Source organism: Sporosarcina sp. FA15, from assembly GCF_051550195.1.
Taxonomy (GTDB): domain Bacteria; phylum Bacillota; class Bacilli; order Bacillales_A; family Planococcaceae; genus Sporosarcina; species Sporosarcina psychrophila.
The window spans coordinates 976,099-994,874 of the sequence record NZ_CP188818.1 but is presented as its reverse complement, the minus strand read 5'-3'; the positions used below and the strand labels follow the sequence as shown (position 1 = coordinate 994,874).

Below are 18,776 nucleotides of genomic sequence, written 5' to 3'. Positions count from 1 at the left end.
AAAAAATCACACTACTATTCATAGATCCTAATTCGTATTATAGATTAACTTCATTTTTTTTCTTCTAGAGTAATCGCTAGTTTGACGGAAATCAACTAACCAATTTTCGTGCTATAACATTTTTTATATAAGCTTAGATATTGAATACGGATTATAAACCGAACAAAGGTATCCCAGAGCGCAGAAGCAGTTTTGAAAGAAATCTATTTTTCAACCTTTCAGTTGATTGAATACGCATCTTTATCCCCACCTCAACATATAGCGGACTATATTGAATAGTCTTTCAAAGTATAGTACACTATACTTAATTAAATTAATTTATTAACTTCGGGAGGTAACACCTTTGACTAATCCAGATCTGCCAAATAAATTCCGATCAATCTTCGACTCTACCGAAACACCACGCACGTTTTTTGCACCAGGACGAATTAATCTAATTGGTGAACATACGGATTATAATGGAGGCCATGTATTCCCCGCCTCAATCTCATTTGGAACGTACGCACTTGCTCAAAAACGCAATGATCAAAAGTTACGTTTTTACTCGTTGAACTTCCCCTCTATTGGGACCATTGAATGTGATCTTGCCGATTTAGACTATAATGAAGCACATGATTGGGCGAACTTCCCCAAAGGTATGATTCATTATATGAAGGAAAGCGGACTCCAAATAACGACTGGAATGGATATCTTATTTTATGGTGACATTCCTACCGGCGCCGGGCTCTCCTCTTCTGCTTCTATTGAAATGGTCACTGGTGTCCTTTTGGAAGGACTATTTGATTTAAATATTGATCGTGTAAAGATGATTCAACTTGGGCAAAAAGTAGAAAATGATTATATCGGCGTCAACAGTGGAATTATGGATCAGTTTGCAATTGGTAAAGGTAAAAAAGGGCATGCCATCCTATTAAACTGCCAAACTTTAGCCTACAACTATGCCCCTATCGAGCTTGCTGACCATGTGATTATCATCATTAATACCAATAAACAACGAACACTTGCTGGTTCAAAATATAATGAACGTCGCGTGCAATGTGAACAGGCTTTGACGAACTTGCAAACAGATCTTCAAATTAAGGGGCTTGGTGACTTGACGAAAGAACAATTTGAACAACACAAACACCTTATTACTGATGAAACAAACCAAAAACGTGCAAAACATGCTGTCTATGAAAATCTACGGACTGTTGAGGCTCTTCAGCAATTACAACAAGGCAATTTAGAGGCATTTGGGCAATTAATGAATGAGTCACATAAATCTCTTCAACTGGATTATGAAGTAACAGGCATCGAACTAGATACGATTATCCAAGCAGCATGGGATCAACCAGGCGTTGTGGGCGCCCGCATGACAGGCGCAGGTTTTGGTGGTTGTGCAATTGCAATTGTTGAAATAGACAAAGTTGATAGCTTCAAGAACAATGTAAATAAAATATATAGAGGAAAAATTGGTTATGAGGCATCATTTTACACCGCTGCAATTGGTGACGGAGCAAGAGAACTTACTGAAGGAGTGTACTAAATGAGTGTATTAGTTCTAGGTGGAGCTGGATATATCGGTTCACATGCGGTTTATCAGTTAATTGATCAACAGACGGACGTCGTAGTGATTGATAATCTACAAACTGGGCACAGAGAAGCTATCCATCCTGATGCGACATTTTACGAAGGTGATAGTCGAGACATCGAGTTTATGCGTAATGTATTTACTAATGAACCTATTGATGCAGTTGTCCATTTTGCTGCGAATTCCCTTGTCGGTGATTCCATGGCAAATCCATTGGAGTATTATGATAATAATGTCTATGGCACACAAATATTACTGCAAGTGATGACAGAGTTTAATGTCAAAAAAATTGTCTTTTCATCAACAGCAGCCACTTACGGGGAGCCAGAATCTGTCCCAATCACAGAAGAGATGCCAACCAATCCGACAAGTACTTATGGCGAAACAAAACTGACGATGGAAAAAATGATGAAATGGTGCGAACAAGCCTATGGCATTCGCTATGTTGCTTTACGCTACTTCAATGTGGCAGGTGCACGGGAATCTGGAGAAATCGGCGAGGATCATCATCCTGAAACACATCTCGTACCAATCATTCTCCAAGCAGCACTCGAACAACGTTCAAATATCACTATTTTCGGAGAAGATTATGATACACCCGATGGCACATGTATCCGTGATTATGTCCATGTAGAAGACCTTATTCAAGCGCATCTTCTAGCACTTAATTATTTAAAAAATGATGGAGAAAGCGATATTTTCAATCTTGGCAGTAATCAAGGATTTTCAGTCAAAGAAATGATTGATACAGCACGAGCAGTTACAGGTAAAGAAATCCCTGAGAATTCAGGTAAACGTCGTGCGGGTGATCCTAGTATCCTAATCGCAAGCTCTGATAAAGCTGCCACTCTTTTAGGTTGGCAGCCAACGCGAACTTCAATTGAAAAAATCATTCAAGATGCTTGGAACTGGCATGTCAACAACCCAAATGGTTACCAGAAGGACGTGACAGCTAAATGATTTACTCAGATATTAGAGGACTCCTTCAAAAAGGTATCGAAGTGGGACTAATCGATACCGCTGATCAGAATTATGTGACGAATCAAGTACTTGCACTGCTCCATCTCGAATCTATGCCTGCAACAACTGAAGGCACAACAGATGATTCAATTCCAAATCTACTCGACAAAATTATTGCCTATGCTACCGAAAATAATGTCATTGACAATGTTTTTGATGACAAAGAAATACTTTCAGCCACAATCATGAATTGCTTTGTGGAAAGGCCATCTGTTATCAATGCAATTTTCCAGAAAAAATATAGTAACTCCCCAAAAAACGCAACAGATTATTTTTATGAATTAAGTAAAAACAGCAATTATATTCAGATGAACCGCATCAAGAAAAACATCCATTTTAAAGCTACAACAATCTATGGTGAAATGGACATTACCATTAACATGTCAAAACCCGAGAAAGACCCTGAACAAATCAAGAGAGAAAGCGAATTGAAACATGATGTTGATTATCCAAAATGTCTATTATGTATCGAAAACGAAGGATACGCTGGCCGGACAGGTTATCCAGCTAGGGCAAATCATCGTATCATTCAAGTACCACTTGTAAATGAAAATTGGTATCTGCAATATTCACCCTATGTTTATTATAATGAACATAGTATTTTACTTGCTGAAGAACATCGTGATATGAAAATTGGTAAGGATACTTTTAAACGGTTACTTACTTTTATAGAGAAATTCCCACATTATTTTATTGGCTCAAATGCCGATTTACCTATTGTCGGTGGCTCTATTTTGAATCATGATCATTATCAAGCAGGAAGTTATAATTTTCCAATGACAACTGCAACAACTGCACTTTCGTTTACGTTAGAAAACTTTCCAAACATAACTGCATCTGTCCTGGAATGGCCGTTAACAACCATTCGCTTGCAGAGCGATGAGATTGAGCCATTGATTCAAGCAGCTGACCATGTCCTTACCACATGGAAAAGTTATAGTGATGAGGAAGCGGATATCAGAGCCTTTAGTAATGAAACTCCACATAATACAATTACACCGATTGCCCGAATGCGTGCTAACAAGTTTGAACTCGATCTCGTCTTACGCAACAATCGAACAACTGAAGAACATCCACTAGGGATTTTCCATCCCCATGCAGATGTCCATCATATAAAAAAAGAAAATATTGGGCTTATTGAAGTAATGGGTCTGGCAGTTTTACCGGCTCGTCTTAAAGATGAATTAGCTGAAATCAAGAAGTTTTTACTCGATCAAACAACTTCTGTAGCCCCCTATCATCAACAATGGGCAGAGCAAATGAAAGCTAACTATGGAGAATTATCAAACCTAGAGCAAATTGAGTCCATTTTAGAAAAAGAACTTGGGATTAAATTCGCCAAAGTGCTTGGAGATGCAGGCGTTTTTAAAGTACAAAGTGAGTGTGAACGATTCATCCAAACATTAAATAGGTAGGTGGCTAGCCAGATGAAAATAGAGACCCAAGATATACTGAATAAGTGGAAGTTGTATACATTAACAAATAATAACGGTATGACAGTAAGTTTTTTGAACTTCGGTGGTATCATCACTGACATAAGCGTTCCAAACAGGCATAATCAACTAGAAAATGTGGTCCTTGGCTATACAAATTATACCGATTATGAAGAAAACCCAAATTTTTTTGGTGCGATAATCGGCCGCGTTGCCGGAAGAATTCAAGATGCTTCATTTACTATCCAAGATCAACCATATTCATTGGCAGCAAATGAAGGTGGCCATCATTTACATGGAGCAGACGAAGGATTTCATCAAGTAATCTGGCAGTCTAGTCCCTTTCAGTCAGATGATACAGTTGGCGTGAAATTAAACCATAAAAGTTTAGATGGTGAAGGTGGATATCCTGGTACTATTGAAGTTGCTGTTACCTATACATTGACTAATAATAACGAGCTCATCCTTGATTATTCAGGAACATCCGATAAAACGACTGTGCTTACTATGACAAATCATTCCTATTTTAACTTAAGTGGAAATCTAGCCGCCACGATCCACAACCATCATGTTACAATGGAGAGTGATGACTTTGTTGAACTTGATACGGAACTAATTCCAACAGGTAAAAAAATCAATGTAGTGAATACGCCATTTGATTTCCGAACTGGAAGAAAACTTGTTGACGGCATTAACTCCATATCAACACAAAATAGGGTTGCTAATCATGGATATGATCATTACTTTATTCTCAATCAAACTCAACAACAAAACATCCGTGTAAAAGAAGAAACGAGTGGCCGCCTGATGACGATTAAGACCAACCAACCAGGCGTGGTTATGTACACATCGAATACTCTCGATGAAGGACTTAATCTAGCAGAAGGTAATTCAAAACCTTATTTAGGTGTCTGTTTTGAAACACAAGCCTCCCCTGCCTCATTGCATCACAAGGGCTTTCCTTCCGTTATCTTAGAGGCCCATGAATTATATGACAAACAAACAGTGTTTTCATTTGGCATTGAGGGCTAGATCCGCCTTATAGGGCAAGAACTACTTATTATCAACTATATATTGTACAAATGAACATCTATATAAACTGAGCGAAGCTGCTCGTCTTAGAGCGTGAGGCATCCCCGAGCGCAGTAGCGATTTTAATGAAATTCTTTACATCAACATATATAACTAAAAGGGGCTATTTCTATGAAGTTTGGAATTATCGGAACGAATTGGATTACAGATCGATTACTGGCAGCAGCTAAAGAACATCCCGAATTTAGTGTCGGTGCAGTCTATTCAAGGACTGAGGAGACAGGGAGAGCATTTGCAGAGAAACATAATATCGAACATGTGTATACAGATATGATAGAAATGTTTCAAAGCGGTGATATTGAAGCCGTTTATATTGCATCACCCAATGCGTTTCATGCAGAACAAAGTATTTTAGCTATGAATAATGGCATTCACGTTCTTTGCGAAAAACCCGCTGTCACTTCCTTAATTGAAATGGATCAAGTAATTAAAGCATCTAATGACCATCAAACAACCTATATGGAAGCAATGAAATCAACAGTTACACCTACATTTCTCAACTTAAAAGAGAACCTAGCTAAGATTGGTCCACTCCGACGATTCGTATTTCATTATAACCAGTATTCTTCGCGTTACGATAAATATAAGGATGGCATTATTGAAAATGCTTTTAAACCCGAACTGGGGAATGGCGCTAAAACAGACTTAGGGGTTTACTGTATCGCGCCTATTGTGCATCTAGTCGGCGAACCTAAATCTGTACTTAAAAATACTTATTTACTATCCACTGGTGCAGATGGTCAAGGAAGTATGATCTTAAATTACGATGAATTTGAAGCTGTTATTATGTACTCAAAAATTTCAGATTCCCATTCACCAAATGAAATACAGGGCGAGAATGGCGTCATCGAAATCGATAAAATCAGTGATCCGGAAAAAATTATTATTAAATACAAAGACGGTCAAACTGAGGATATTTCTATTAAACATGAATTTAATACTATGTACTATGAAGTTGAAGAGTTTATAAAATGCGTGAAAAATAATCAAATAGAATCTACAATTAATACGCATGAAATTTCTCGCAGTGTGACAAAAGTTCTTACTTTATAAAAAAAGGTTGTGCAGTATGAATTCAACATTCATACTGCACAACCTTTTTTATTACTTGTTACACTTATTCGATCTTTACTCAATCCTTACACTTTTCCCCGTTTCCGCGGCTTCGATAATACCCAATACTACTTTCAATGAGGCCAATGCATCTAACCCAGTAACAATCGGCTCTTGATCTAACCGGACACTATCAATAAATGCATCGATAACACCGCTATTTATTTGATTGTCATTCGTCTGGATTGATTCAAGCTGGTAGTTGATTCTTTCTCCTTCTTTCATAATCACTTCAATTGGGTAGTCAGGGTTATTATATATTTTTAATATGCCATTTGCACAGTAGATTGTCGTACTATTATCTTCTTCTCCATAATATGTCCATGAAAAGGTAGCCGTTCCAATTCGTCCTTGTTTCGTTTTTAACACACATACGATATTGTCGCATACTTCAATTGGATTTCCGTCTTTATCCACTTTATCAAGTGTTCCTTGCATAGCATTTACTTGATCAATTTCATCGTCTAATAAGTAGTGGAGTAAATCGATTTTGTGAATGCCTAAATCACCTGCTACACCAAAGCCAGATCGATCTTTTTTAAAGAACCAAGTTGAGTTTGTTTTATCCACTCCCCACTTTTCCGGTCCCGAGTGTCCAAACGTCGTCCTAAAAGTGAGCACATCACCCAATTGGTTTTTCTCTATTATTTCCTTCGCCCTTTGATGTGCCCGGGTTAATCGTTGATTATGATCAACCATCAGTTTTCTCCCCGATCTACTTTGGGCTTCAATTATTTTTTCTGCATGTTCGATTGTTAAAGCGATTGGTTTTTCACATAATACATGCTTTCCACTCAGTAATGCTTTTGTAGAAAAAATATGATGAAATTCATTCGATGAGCAGTCACTGATCACCAAAATAGAAGGGTCGGCTAGTAATTCTTCCGCAGTTTCCGCTACACCACCGCCGAATAAATCTGCTAACGCTTGTGCACGTTCTATATTTCTATCATAAAAAATAATCTCACTAACATATGGATTGGCTTTATATTCTGGTGCATGCCGTAGTTTAGCGATTGAACCGCATCCAATAATTCCAACTTTTATTTTCAATTATACTCCTCCCCTCTATATTCTTTTTTGGAATATCAAATCATTTCTAATCGTTTTATGGTATTTTATCAAGATTATATTCGAGGTCTGCAATCTGAACAATAGCCCCGCTGTTTAATACCTATCTCATCCATCTTCGCTACCTTTCAATCATCCCCAATTTATCCTTTTCCACTTCTTCTCGAATGGACCAAAATTGTAAATCTAGTGCACCCGTGCTTTTTCCTCATCTAAATACTTCAAAACACTATCGCTTTCCCAGTCTCCGCAGATTCATAAATCGCATTAACAATCTTTTGAATAATTAACCCTTGTTCTGGCGTACTTAATGGGGTCTTGCCTTCCAAACAGCACGCTACAAATTGATTGATTTCAAGTTGATGTCCATTTACTTCTGGTAGATAAGCAGGAGTACTATCGATTAATGTGTTGTATTTCTCTTGATAAATTTTCAAAGGGAAAATATCGGCTCCCCCTTTATTCCCCATCAAGGAAACCTGCATCGTCTCATCTTTTTCGACATTTGCAGCAAAAGCAGTTTCCAAAGTTAAGGTAGCTCCATTTTTAAATGTCACCATACCAACAGCCATATCTTCTACTGTATAGTTTTCAAAGTCCCACTCACCAAACAGCCCTACTCCTTTTTTATGGCCAATTTGTTGATGGATTTTCCCCAATACAACTTCAGGCTCTGGATAGCCCATGAGATAGAGCGCGGTATCTAGCATATGAACGCCAATATCGATTAGCGGACCACCGCCTTGTAATTCCTTATTCGTAAATACCCCCCAACCCGGAATACCTCTCCTACGGATAGCATGAATGCGTGCTGAGTAAATATCGCCCATTTCTCCAGCATCAATAAACGATTTTGCGATTTCTACTTCAGGTCGATAGCGATAATGGAAACCGTACGTTAAAATTTTCCCTGAATCGCTAGCCGCTTTTACCATCAATTGTGCTTCTTCCACAGTCATTGCCGGTGGTTTTTCACACAACACATGACAACCTGCCTCAAGCGCAGCAATCGTGGCTTCTGCATGAAATTTATTAGGCACGCAAACGCTTATCGCATCTAATTCTACGTTCTTAAGCATTTCTTTATAGGAAGTAAAGACATGAGGAATTGTAAATTGTTCTGCAACTTGTTGTGCACGTTCCTCTACAACATCAGCAATAGCGACTATTTCCACCTTATACCCGCTGTTCAAATAATTAGGGATGTGTACACCACTTGCAATTCCCCCAGCACCAATGATTCCAACTCTCAATACACTCATTCATAACACTCTTTTCGTTTTGGATTGTCTATAAGTTGTTGTTGATCATTCAATACAGGTCTACTATATGAATACATTCATTAATTTACTCGTCAAAAAAATTGCGCTGCATGAAAATCTACCTCATACAACGCAACTTTTTTCCGTTTGTTACACCCACCACATATCAGTAGGCTGATCTTTTATCATTACAGATTTCAAATTCGTCACTGCACGTGAAAGCCCTTCATCAACTGACATTAACGGATCCTCATGTTCAATACTCACAACATAATCATAGCCATATGTGCGTAATGCACTCATCATATCCGACCAATCTTGGATACTATGCCCACATCCGACAGATCTAAATGTCCACGCGCGAGATTGCACATCTCCGTAGGGTTGCATATCTGTTAAGCCATGCATGTTCACATTGTCCTGGTCAATAAAAGTATCTTTGGCATGGAAATGATGAATGGCATTTTCTTTCCCTAAAATTTTAATAGCCGCAACCGGATCGATCCCTTGCCACCAGAGATGGCTTGGATCCAAATTGGCTCCAATGGCCGGTGAAGTTGCTTCTCTTAATTTCAACAGGGTATAAGGTGTATGTACTGAAAACCCACCATGAAGCTCAATCCCTATTTTTACACCGTGATCTTCCGCGAATTTCCCTTGTTCTTTCCAGTAAGGAATGAGTTTTTGCTCCCATTGCCAGTTATAAATATCCGAGTACTCTGTTGGCCATGGAGATATCGGCCAGTTTGAATGTTTTGAGCCCTCATGTGATCCCGGCGTTCCTGAGAATGTATTGACAACGGGCACATTTAATAACTGTGCTAGTTTAACCGTTTTCACGAATGTGTCATGAGCGTTTTGTGCGACTTGTTTATTTGGAGAAACTGGATTGTCGTGACAGCTGAACGCACTAATCGTTAATCCGCGGGACTGAATTTTATCAAGATACGCCTTCCGTTTATCCTCACTTGCAAGTAGCTCATCTACATTACAATGGGCATCCCCTGGATTTCCACCCGTTCCAATTTCTATTGCTTGTAAACCTGCATCTTTTACATAGTCTAGCATCTCTTCAAATGGCATTTGTGAAAATAAAACTGCAAATACGCCTAGTTTCATGAATCGTACCTCCAATGGTTAGTCAAATTTTGGTAAATCGTTTTGTTTCCATTGATTCCAAAGCCGCCAGAATTATCTCTAATGACTTCATACCTTCCTCGCCATTAATGAGTGGTTCAGTATCTTGCACAATCGAGTCCACAAAATGTTCGATGATGTGTGTTGTTGTTTGACCACCTTCGGCATTAGACTGAATTCCACCTAATTCATAGTTAACGACTTCACCATTTTTATACTGAACAATTAACGAATAGTTTGGATCATCTTCTAGACGTAATGTAGCATGTTCACCATAGATAATTGTGGAATTATCTTCTTTTGCCGTATAAGCCCAACTAGCTGCAAGTGTTCCAATCACACCGCTTTCAGATTTCAAAATACAAACGGCATTATCATCAACATCTGTATTTTCTTTCGCACTTGTTTCAATAAAACCAGCTACTTCGACAAATTCTTCACCAAGTAAGTAGCGAAGCAAATCAGCTTTATGTACGCCAAGATCCCCCATCGCACCAATAAAGGCTTGCTCTTTATTGAAGAACCAACTGTCTTTACCGTCAACACTCCATCCTTCTGGCCCGCCATGTCCAAATGCAGTTCTGAAGCTATAGATTTTACCTACCTCACCTTTTGCAATTAAATCTCGGGCCTTAGCATGCGATGCTACAAAGCGTTGATTATGCGCGATCATTAATTTTTTATTATTATTTTTTGCAGCTTCAATCATTTCCGTAGCTTCAACTCTCGATGTTGCCATCGGTTTTTCGCATAAGACATGACAGCCCGCTTGTAAAGCAGCAATGGAAACAGGAGCATGTAAATAGTTTGGTAAACAAACACTCACTGCATCCGGCTTTTCCACTTCAAATAACTTTTCATAGCTAGTATAAGCTTTTGCTCCATATTGTAGTGCAATCTCTTGTGCTCTTTCTTCGATAATGTCACAGACTGCGACAATTTCTACTCCGGAATGGCTATTAAATTCTCCTAAATGTCTATTTTTAGCAATACTTCCACATCCAATAACAGCAACTCGTAATTTCGACACTTTTTTCACTCCTCTTATTGTTTTCATTGAATATGAATATATATGTTGTAATTAAGAATCCCATTACATCCGCTACAGCGTGAGAGGCTGCTTCCTGCCTAAACCAAGGATTTTCCCCGCCAGCCTTAGGATTGCGGCTATCCCTTTAAGAGGGCTTCACTGAGTTATAAAAGTATTCATTTGTTCAACATATTAGTAATTTTCTCTAACGGTTTAGCATTGCCATAGATTGGCGTTGGTGTGTTCGAATTGGTAGCCCATTTTGCTGCATTACGAATCACCTGTTGCACATCTTTATTGTAGTATGTAGGATATGTTTCATGTCCTGGTCGGAAATAGAAGATCTTCCCTTTGCCACGCTTAAATGTTGCGCCACTTCTAAATATTTCCCCACCTTCAAACCAACTAACAAAGACTAGCTCATCAGGTGCTGGGATATCAAAATGCTCCCCATACATCTCTTCTTTTTCAAGTTCGATATACTCCCCGATGCCTTCTGTAATGGGATGGCTCGGATCAACAACCCATAATCGTTCTTTCTCATCTGCTTCGCGCCATTTAAGATCACAAGTCGTTCCCATCAACGTCTTGAATATCTTAGAAAAATGAGCCGAATGCAAAACAATTAAGCCCATACCTTCCAATACACGCTTCTTAACTCTTTCTACTACCTCATCTTGTACTTCATCATGCGCAAGATGACCCCACCAGACGAGTACATCTGTATCATTCAAAACCTCTTGCGTTAAACCATGCTCTGGTTCATCGAGTGTTGCTGTTTTTACATGTTGAGCGTCCTGTTGTAAGAAATCTGCAATTGCTCCGTGTATTCCTTTTGGATAAATACCCGAAACAACTGGATTTTTTTGTTCATGACGATTTTCATTCCATACGACGATATTCATAAATAGTTCCTCCTTCAAATAGTCTGTTGCACGAATTTAAGCAACCGGTTGCATTTATATATAAAATTACGTATTCTCCTTATTTACAAAGCTGAACACGAATTTCTTTCCACAATAACAGTTGGTATGATAACACTTTTTCTAAACATTTGCGGATCTTTCACCAGTTCGATTAAACAGTTTGCCGATTCATACCCTAATTGAAATATTTGTGTATCCACAGTTGTTAATGGTGGATTGGCTACTTTTGATATCACTGAATTATTAAAAACAATCATACTCATATCGTCTGGTACTTTAATGTTTTTCTCACTCAAAGCAGTCAACACAATTAACGCATTTAAGTCATCTGAGACAACTAATGCAGTAGGCGGTTCAGCTAAGCCCATTAATTCAGTGATAACTTGTTTCCCATGATGAGGATCGAATTGAATATTTTTGATATAGCCCTCTGATACAGCCAACCCCTGCGCTTTTACCGCTTGAATGAAGCCATTTAACCTGGCTTCACTTACTTCAAACTGATCATCTTCACCAATAAATGCGATCTTTTTATGTCCAAGGTTTAGTAAAAAATCAGTAGCTTCTTTCGCCGCTTGGACGTTGTCATTATCTACAAACATGATCTTACTGGATTGAATTAGAGGTTTGCCTATGACGACGAATGGAATACCAGATTCTATTAAATAAGGAACGACTTTATCATCTTTTTTTGAGTATAAAACGATCATGCCATCCACTCTTTTTCCGCGTACCATTTTTACAGTATCAGCAAAGATTTCTTCCTCAGATTCCCCTGTGGTTAAACTGATACTAAAGTCATACTTGCTGCACAAGGCGCTGATACCCCGAATAACTTCTGGGAAAAAGGAGCTATGCATAAACTCTGACGTAGAGTTTTTCATAATAATACCGATTGTCTTCGTTGATTGTGTAGCAAGCATTTGCGCATTATAGTTTAAATGGTAACCCATTTCATCCATAACTTTTTGGACTTTTCGTTTCGTTTTCTCACTAATGAGGGGGCTATCTGAAATTACACGTGAAACCGTAGATGGGGCTACATTTGCTTGAGCCGCAACATCTTTGATCGTTACTGACATAACCTTCATCCTTTATAGTTTTATTTAACGGCACCTTCTGATACCCCTTCGATAATTTGCTTTTGCGCAAAGAAATAACCGATAATAACTGGAATCACGGCGATTGTTAACCCTGCTAATGCTAAATGCCATTGTTTTGTGTATTGACCAAAGAATAGGAACATTTTTATAGGAATTGTCGCACTCGAGTCCGATAATATCAGAGATGGTAATAAGTAATCATTCCAAATCCAAATCACATTTAATATTCCTACTGTAACTGAAATAGGCTTAAGTAATGGGAATATGATCTTCCAAAACACTTGAAATCTATTCGCTCCATCGATAATGGCAGCCTCATCCATTGAACTTGATATTCCAGTCATTGCACCATGATATAAAAATATAGATAAACTAGAACCAAATCCTAAGTACATAAAGATAAGGCCTGGACGATTCAACATATCCGCTTGTCCAAATAATGAGACAAGTGGAATCATAACTGATTGAAATGGAATTAACATAGCAGCAACAAAAACTAAGAAAATAATGCCACTAAGCTTACTCTTATTCCGTGCCAATGCATATCCCGCCATAGATGAGAAAATAATGATAATTCCTACACCTGAAACAGTAATTAGTATAGAGTTCAAAAGGGCACTCATAAAATCTAAATCAATAAAAGCCTTCACAAAGTTATCCATCGTATATTCTTTAGGTAATCCGAGTACATCCGTGAAAATTTCCCGCTTTGTTTTAAATGCATTAACAATCATTAAGTAAAAAGGTGAGAGCCATAATAAAGCAAGCAATAGGCCAAAAAATTCTATAATATATAAATTACGTTTACTTTGCTTCATTACAAATCCACCTCTCTTTTTTTATTAAAGTAAACTTGCGTGACGGCAACAGCGGCTATAATCAGGAAGAAAATAACGGCTTGCGTCTGGGCATAGGCCATTTTATTTTCAGTAAAAGCTGCTTTAACAATACTCATCGCAACCATTTGCGTGGAGTTATAAGGTCCGCCATTAGTCAACGACAGGTTTTGGTCATAGATCTGAAATGAACTAGACAGTGTTAAAAACATACTAACCGTAAATGCAGGTGCTACTAGTGGAAAAGTGATTTTCCAAAAACGCTGATAGCTAGATGCTCCATCAATTTCTGCCGCTTCTATCAAATCTTTTGGTATGTTTTCCAAGTAAGCAATATAAATAATCATAATGTACCCAGCCATTTGCCAAGATGTTAAAATGACTAGTCCCCAAAAGCCAGTTGCGGTCGTAGACAACCAACCTGTTAAGGCCTCAATTCCCAGCAAATCTCCTAATCTCCCAAAAACACTTATGAAAACAAACTGCCAAATGAATCCTAAAATGAGCCCACCAATTAAGTTTGGCATAAAGAAAACAGTTCGCATAAAACTACTCGTTTTCATTTTCCGTGTCACTAGCAAAGCTAGACCTAGTCCTAAAAAGTTAAGGAGTATGACGGAAGTTACTGCAAATTTAGTAGTAAACCATATCGCTGCTCTGAATTCTGCATCTTTAAATAAAGTGATATAATTCTTAAAGCCGACAAAGTCAGTTACTACCATACCATTCCAATTTGTAAAGGAGTAAATAACACCATAAATAAATGGGATAATAATCACAATACCTAAACTCAAAATCACTGGCATTAGAAATAACCAAAATGATAAATCACGGTTACGCATTACTTGCACCCCCAATATGTAGTACAGCTAACAAAAATTTGCATGAATTTTTGTTAGCTGTATTTTTCTGTAGATCAAATCATTTTCGTTCTTCTTCCCATTTAACTTGTACTTCATTAATCATTTCATCCCAAGCGATACCACCACTTAAATACTTTTGCATGCTAGCTCCAAGTACATTTTCACTCCAGCCCGTTGGAGCCCCCTGGAACACCCATCCTTGTATAGTGTTCCCCTTGGAAGCATATTCATAAATTGTTTGAGATAGAGGATCTGCTATTTTAGATGAATCATAATCTTTATACGCAGGAATAAATTTAAAGTCTTCTAATACAGCATTTTTACCAGTCTCAGATGTATACATCCAATTCAAGAAATCTTTACTTGCTTGAACTACTTTTTCATCACTATTACTATTTACAGCCCAATACATCGGAACTCCGGCTGGAATATGACCTTCCAATCCTTCAACAGGAACTGGAATAATACCGATGTTATTTTCAGCTAATTCTGGATCCATATCATAAATCGAGTTATAAACCCAGTTACCTTGTTGAATGATAGCAACTTTTTCTAAAGAAAATAATTGTTCTACTTGTTGGGAGTAATCTAAGCTGAGAACAGGTTGAACAGAATATTTATTCTCCAGGTCAAGATGCCTTTTCAATTCATCACTTTTTTCAAATGCTATCGTCTTACCATTAAAAGCCTCTATAGCATCATTATTGAATTCTGGTGCAAAGAAGATGTTTGCTAAATGGTTTCCAATTACCCATTTTTCTTTAGCTGCAAGTGCAAATACAGCGTCGATGCCTAGTTTCTTCTTTTGGCTGTCCAATGACTCAACCGCATTCTCTAAATCGTCAAAAGTAATAATTTCATCTGGATTAATTCCAGCCTCTTTAAAAATTCTTTTATTATAAATTAAGCCATAGCCTTCTTGATTAAACGGCAATCCCAGAACTTCATCACCATTTCGCACAGTGTCTAGTGTACCTTCAAGGGCAATTTTTGCTGCATCTGTATCGGATACGTCTGCTAAATAGTCTTTATACTCTTCAACAGCAGATGGCCCACCTACATTAAAAATATCTGGTTCTTCACCTGAAGAAAATGCCGTTTTTAAAGATGCGCCATAATCATTTCCCCCACCGACAGTTTTAACATTAATCTTTACATCAGGATTTTCTTTTTCATATACTTCTACAAGATTTTCAAATTGATCTTTAATTTCTACTTTAAATTGAAAAATATCAACTGTTACCTGATCCCCAGATGCATTGTCTTTTCCTTCGCCTTCCGAACCTGAGCATCCGACTAATGCAAGACTAGAAATTAGAAATACGGAAACTAAACCCCAAAAACGCTTCTTTTTTCTCAATATAATCTCCCCTTTTTTGTTTTCCCCCAATGAAAGCGGTTGCACAATTTAATTCTAGTAGCCATTAATTATCGACTTATCCCCCTAGACCAATCATGAAACCGGTTGCATTGATTTACATCTTTAGACTAACATCCAATTTCTATTTGTGCAATACAAATAATTGATTTATTAGATTCCATTAAATTTTAGGTGATTTCAGTTTTTACTTTTATCAATTATTTTTAGGTAATTTCTATAAAAAGCGGAAAAGCATAAAAAGGCAATAAGCGAGCCTGTTAAAAAGGGAAGGAAGAATCTGAAAACGTTTAGGCTTATATATAGGACTACACCACTACTAATTGCCACAGCAATAAATAATACTGGACTTCCTATCGTTAGGAGAAATGTATTTTTTAATGCAGTAATCAACTTCATATGATAATGAACTGTAACCGAAAAAAGATTGATTGAAAAGACAAATAAGATAATACCCAAAATCATAAAAAGAAACATCAAAATACTACTTTTATCAACAAAATAATAGACATCTACCGCCCAAATCATCCAAGCTATTGTTAAAATAAGGCCACTTGAAGCACTTCTTTTATAATTTTCTTTATAGTACCGCCAATAAGTCTTGAAAAGATGACTACTATCTTCATCTTTAATAATCCACCCTCTTACCATCCCAAACATTGCGGTCGTTGCAGGGAAGAATAAAATTGGCATTAATAGTATTAAGGGAATCAATAAAAGGGGTAATTCTTCTATTTGTTCAATAAATAATAGATTTAAAAGCAAAAAAACAATTGGTATATTAAAGAGAATCCAAAATAGATTAATCAAAGAAAACTTCATAATCCATTCACTAATGGCATACAAGCCACCCATAAAACCCGTTTTGTTGTTCATACTTATATCACTCCCTATTTTCTAAATTGAATGGTGTCATCGTATACAAATACCAAAAAGAGAGTTAACCACTTAATGTGATCACTCTCAATCATAGAAGTAACAAAAGGAGCTATCTCTCAAAGTTTCGACCTTCACAAAGCTTTATAGTGTATACTTTCTCTAGTCCTTGCTAGGAAAATGCAATGATGCCGCACCTAATAATCCTGCTTTATTACCAAGCGAAGCTTTCAATATTTCCACATTAGAAAAACTTTTCAACATTAATTCTTTTGCTTTATTAGTCACCATTGCTACTAATCTTTCTTGCTCCATGACCCCACCACCTATAATAATCGCAGGAGGATTAAAGATATGTGTTAGTGAAACGAGGCCATATGCTACTTCAAGTACCCAGTCATTAAGAACCTCTTCTAATTTCACATCACCTTGTTCAAGGCCTTCAAAAATCTTTCGACCATTGATATACTTTTTATCAAGTTGCGATGCTTTTTTTACTAAAGCTGTGGTCGATCCATACATCTCGTAACATCCCACACAGCCACAATTACACTTCTCGCCTCCAGGATGCAAAATCATATGTCCAAATTCACCTGCACCTCCATTAAGCCCCTTATAAACAGTGGAATCAATTACTATTGCTCCGCCTATACCTGTTCCGTAAGTTAAGCATAAGAAATCGTTAAAGTTCTTACCAGCACCAAAATAGTTTTCCCCTAGTGCAGCCGCATTCACATCGTTCTCAACTTTCACAGGAACGCCGAACTTAGCTTCAAAAATCGCTTTTATTTTCATACCCGTATAATTCGGAAAATTTTCATTCGCATAAATGATAGAGCCCTCTTCACTATTTACTTGACTGGCTGTACTAATACCAATGGCATCAAATACTGTATAAGCGTCTATGATTTTCGTGATTATATTATCAACTAAATGTGGTCCACCCTTCTCAGCTTCAGAATCGAATTCTTTAAAAGCAGAAGCATTCCCTTTCTCATCAGCTATACACATCTTAATAGATGTTCCCCCAATATCCACTGCTACTATTTTCATATATTCCATCCCTACATTTCTTATTTTTTATACACTAAACTAGTTGAACTTGTCTGCGAATTAACTGTAGCACAAGTCTTTGATTCTATCCACCCAAATAAGAGACCTTTTAATACTTCTATCTGACACTCTAACAATTATTTCATACGTACTACTAGGACAACTACAAGGCGAAGTTTATGCAATGAATAAACGGGAGATTCCCCAACTAAAGGATTCTCCCGTTTCACCTAGATATCTGTATCAAATTCATTATAAATATATCTCTCGCCACTTTTTCCGTTCTTTTTCATTCAATTGTGCTTCGAGCGTCTCATCCCAGTGTTCTGACAGCGTATTCCACACCCTTGCATAGAGTAAATCCTCTGCCTCGTTATACAGATGATATTCAATGCATGGAACCAAATCGACTTGAATGTCAGAAGCAGATACAATTTCAGACACAACAATCTGAACGTTTCCTTCTCCTGATTCTACGCCCATCGCTTTAAGCGCATCTATGAGAACCGAATCCTCAAGCTTCGCTACAGACCAATCATCAATTTCGCTTTTAAAGCGATAAAGTTCCTTCTCTTCATACGCAATATTCTTTATTTCTCCATTCAGAAATGCTTGATGGCATGGACTGTAAAGCGCATGTGTAGAGCCACTTTCTGGTTCATGTACGAAAATACCCGTTTTAAACTGCCGGACCCCAACTTCTGTTAAAGAGTAAAAACCTTCTCTTTTTTCGATTACACCAGTTCTCGACATTTTATCAATCAAATCATTGATAAAAAGCTGTTCAACGAGTAGAATATCACTCAACTCTTCAGCAGTTGCAATATCGGCTTTTCCAAAAGCAATCAACATCATTTTCATCAGAATATCCACTTTCGTGCGCATAACGGTTTGGTAGACAATTTCGACTGAATTAACAGGTAAACTCCATGATAGAGAACCCTTTATTTTTACATTAAAGTCCTGTTGAAGTTCTTTTGTTAACCGTCCCTTTAAGTCATTCATACACAGGG

At 37.5% G+C, this 18,776-nt stretch carries 17 protein-coding genes; 5 read left to right on the top strand and 12 right to left on the bottom strand.

Features of this window, described 5'->3' with window-relative positions:
- Nucleotides 1-343 precede the first annotated feature (343 nt).
- The 5 genes from ACP8HG_RS04725 to ACP8HG_RS04705 all read left to right on the top strand — a co-directional run bounded on the left by ACP8HG_RS04725 (nt 344) and on the right by ACP8HG_RS04705 (nt 6,168).
- The gene (locus tag ACP8HG_RS04725; protein ID WP_187047589.1) at nt 344-1,525 is read left to right on the top strand and encodes a galactokinase; all 1,182 of its coding nucleotides are present in this window, start codon (nt 344-346) and stop codon (nt 1,523-1,525) included.
- Entirely contained in the window at nt 1,526-2,530 is a 1,005-nt protein-coding gene (galE, locus tag ACP8HG_RS04720) for a UDP-glucose 4-epimerase GalE (protein ID WP_187047588.1), read from the top strand. It abuts the gene before it with no gap.
- Nucleotides 2,527-4,005 carry a UDP-glucose--hexose-1-phosphate uridylyltransferase gene (gene galT / locus ACP8HG_RS04715; protein ID WP_187047587.1) on the top strand — a complete coding sequence of 493 codons (1,479 nt, stop codon included), beginning with the start codon at nt 2,527-2,529 and terminating at the stop codon, nt 4,003-4,005. The genes galE and galT overlap by 4 nt, the downstream gene beginning before the upstream one ends.
- Nucleotides 4,006-4,017: 12 nt before the next feature.
- Nucleotides 4,018-5,055 (top strand): aldose epimerase family protein, encoded by a 1,038-nt coding sequence (locus tag ACP8HG_RS04710; protein WP_187047586.1) that lies wholly within the window; start codon nt 4,018-4,020, stop codon nt 5,053-5,055.
- Nucleotides 5,056-5,226: 171 nt separating this feature from the next.
- The gene (locus ACP8HG_RS04705; RefSeq protein WP_187047585.1) at nt 5,227-6,168 is read left to right on the top strand and encodes a Gfo/Idh/MocA family protein; all 942 of its coding nucleotides are present in this window, start codon (nt 5,227-5,229) and stop codon (nt 6,166-6,168) included.
- A 75-nt stretch (nt 6,169-6,243) separates the two neighbouring features.
- Here ACP8HG_RS04705 and ACP8HG_RS04700 read toward each other — a convergent pair whose 3' ends face one another.
- The 12 genes from ACP8HG_RS04700 to ACP8HG_RS04645 form a co-directional block, all read right to left on the bottom strand.
- On the bottom strand, nt 6,244-7,281 hold the full coding sequence (locus tag ACP8HG_RS04700) for a Gfo/Idh/MocA family protein (protein ID WP_342538100.1): 1,038 nt from the start codon (nt 7,279-7,281) through the stop codon (nt 6,244-6,246).
- A gap of 239 nt (nt 7,282-7,520) precedes the next feature.
- A complete protein-coding gene (locus ACP8HG_RS04695; RefSeq protein WP_187047583.1) occupies nt 7,521-8,561 on the bottom strand; it encodes a Gfo/Idh/MocA family protein in 1,041 nt (346 codons plus the stop codon).
- A 150-nt stretch (nt 8,562-8,711) separates the two neighbouring features.
- A complete protein-coding gene (locus ACP8HG_RS04690) occupies nt 8,712-9,680 on the bottom strand; it encodes a sugar phosphate isomerase/epimerase family protein (RefSeq protein WP_067208664.1) in 969 nt (322 codons plus the stop codon).
- A 22-nt stretch (nt 9,681-9,702) separates the two neighbouring features.
- A complete protein-coding gene (locus ACP8HG_RS04685; protein ID WP_438298271.1) occupies nt 9,703-10,728 on the bottom strand; it encodes a Gfo/Idh/MocA family protein in 1,026 nt (341 codons plus the stop codon).
- A 176-nt stretch (nt 10,729-10,904) separates the two neighbouring features.
- Nucleotides 10,905-11,633, bottom strand: a complete 729-nt coding sequence (locus ACP8HG_RS04680; protein ID WP_187047581.1) for a ThuA domain-containing protein — start codon at nt 11,631-11,633, stop codon at nt 10,905-10,907.
- Nucleotides 11,634-11,716: 83 nt separating this feature from the next.
- Nucleotides 11,717-12,736, bottom strand: coding sequence for a LacI family DNA-binding transcriptional regulator (locus ACP8HG_RS04675; protein ID WP_187047580.1), 1,020 nt, complete (start codon nt 12,734-12,736; stop codon nt 11,717-11,719).
- Between the two features lie 20 nt (nt 12,737-12,756).
- Complete coding sequence (locus ACP8HG_RS04670; protein ID WP_067208654.1) at nt 12,757-13,575, bottom strand: carbohydrate ABC transporter permease; 819 nt, start codon at nt 13,573-13,575, stop codon at nt 12,757-12,759.
- Complete coding sequence (locus tag ACP8HG_RS04665; RefSeq protein WP_067208651.1) at nt 13,575-14,435, bottom strand: carbohydrate ABC transporter permease; 861 nt, start codon at nt 14,433-14,435, stop codon at nt 13,575-13,577. The genes ACP8HG_RS04670 and ACP8HG_RS04665 overlap by 1 nt, the downstream gene beginning before the upstream one ends.
- A gap of 79 nt (nt 14,436-14,514) precedes the next feature.
- Nucleotides 14,515-15,816 (bottom strand): ABC transporter substrate-binding protein, encoded by a 1,302-nt coding sequence (locus ACP8HG_RS04660; protein WP_187047579.1) that lies wholly within the window; start codon nt 15,814-15,816, stop codon nt 14,515-14,517.
- A gap of 198 nt (nt 15,817-16,014) precedes the next feature.
- Nucleotides 16,015-16,710 carry a YesL family protein gene (locus tag ACP8HG_RS04655; RefSeq protein ID WP_067208645.1) on the bottom strand — a complete coding sequence of 232 codons (696 nt, stop codon included), beginning with the start codon at nt 16,708-16,710 and terminating at the stop codon, nt 16,015-16,017.
- Nucleotides 16,711-16,872: 162 nt separating this feature from the next.
- Entirely contained in the window at nt 16,873-17,763 is an 891-nt protein-coding gene (locus ACP8HG_RS04650) for an ROK family protein (RefSeq protein ID WP_438298270.1), read from the bottom strand.
- A gap of 252 nt (nt 17,764-18,015) precedes the next feature.
- Nucleotides 18,016-18,768, bottom strand: coding sequence for a hypothetical protein (locus tag ACP8HG_RS04645; protein WP_438298269.1), 753 nt, complete (start codon nt 18,766-18,768; stop codon nt 18,016-18,018).
- Nucleotides 18,769-18,776 lie beyond the last annotated feature (8 nt).

Bases quoted from the DNA above. Each gene is read 5' to 3' on its own strand.
- ACP8HG_RS04665 (WP_067208651.1), bottom strand. From the start codon at position 14,435: ATGCGTAACCGTGATTTATCATTTTGGTTATTTCTAATGCCAGTGATT.
- ACP8HG_RS04650 (WP_438298270.1), bottom strand. From the start codon at position 17,763: ATGAAAATAGTAGCAGTGGATATTGGGGGAACATCTATTAAGATGTGT.
- ACP8HG_RS04710 (WP_187047586.1), top strand. From the start codon at position 4,018: ATGAAAATAGAGACCCAAGATATACTGAATAAGTGGAAGTTGTATACA.
- ACP8HG_RS04675 (WP_187047580.1), bottom strand. From the start codon at position 12,736: ATGTCAGTAACGATCAAAGATGTTGCGGCTCAAGCAAATGTAGCCCCA.
- ACP8HG_RS04695 (WP_187047583.1), bottom strand. From the start codon at position 8,561: ATGAGTGTATTGAGAGTTGGAATCATTGGTGCTGGGGGAATTGCAAGT.
- ACP8HG_RS04655 (WP_067208645.1), bottom strand. From the start codon at position 16,710: ATGAACAACAAAACGGGTTTTATGGGTGGCTTGTATGCCATTAGTGAA.
- ACP8HG_RS04645 (WP_438298269.1), bottom strand. From the start codon at position 18,768: ATGAATGACTTAAAGGGACGGTTAACAAAAGAACTTCAACAGGACTTT.
- ACP8HG_RS04705 (WP_187047585.1), top strand. From the start codon at position 5,227: ATGAAGTTTGGAATTATCGGAACGAATTGGATTACAGATCGATTACTG.
- ACP8HG_RS04670 (WP_067208654.1), bottom strand. From the start codon at position 13,575: ATGAAGCAAAGTAAACGTAATTTATATATTATAGAATTTTTTGGCCTA.
- galE (WP_187047588.1), top strand. From the start codon at position 1,526: ATGAGTGTATTAGTTCTAGGTGGAGCTGGATATATCGGTTCACATGCG.
- galT (WP_187047587.1), top strand. From the start codon at position 2,527: ATGATTTACTCAGATATTAGAGGACTCCTTCAAAAAGGTATCGAAGTG.
- ACP8HG_RS04690 (WP_067208664.1), bottom strand. From the start codon at position 9,680: ATGAAACTAGGCGTATTTGCAGTTTTATTTTCACAAATGCCATTTGAA.
- ACP8HG_RS04680 (WP_187047581.1), bottom strand. From the start codon at position 11,633: ATGAATATCGTCGTATGGAATGAAAATCGTCATGAACAAAAAAATCCA.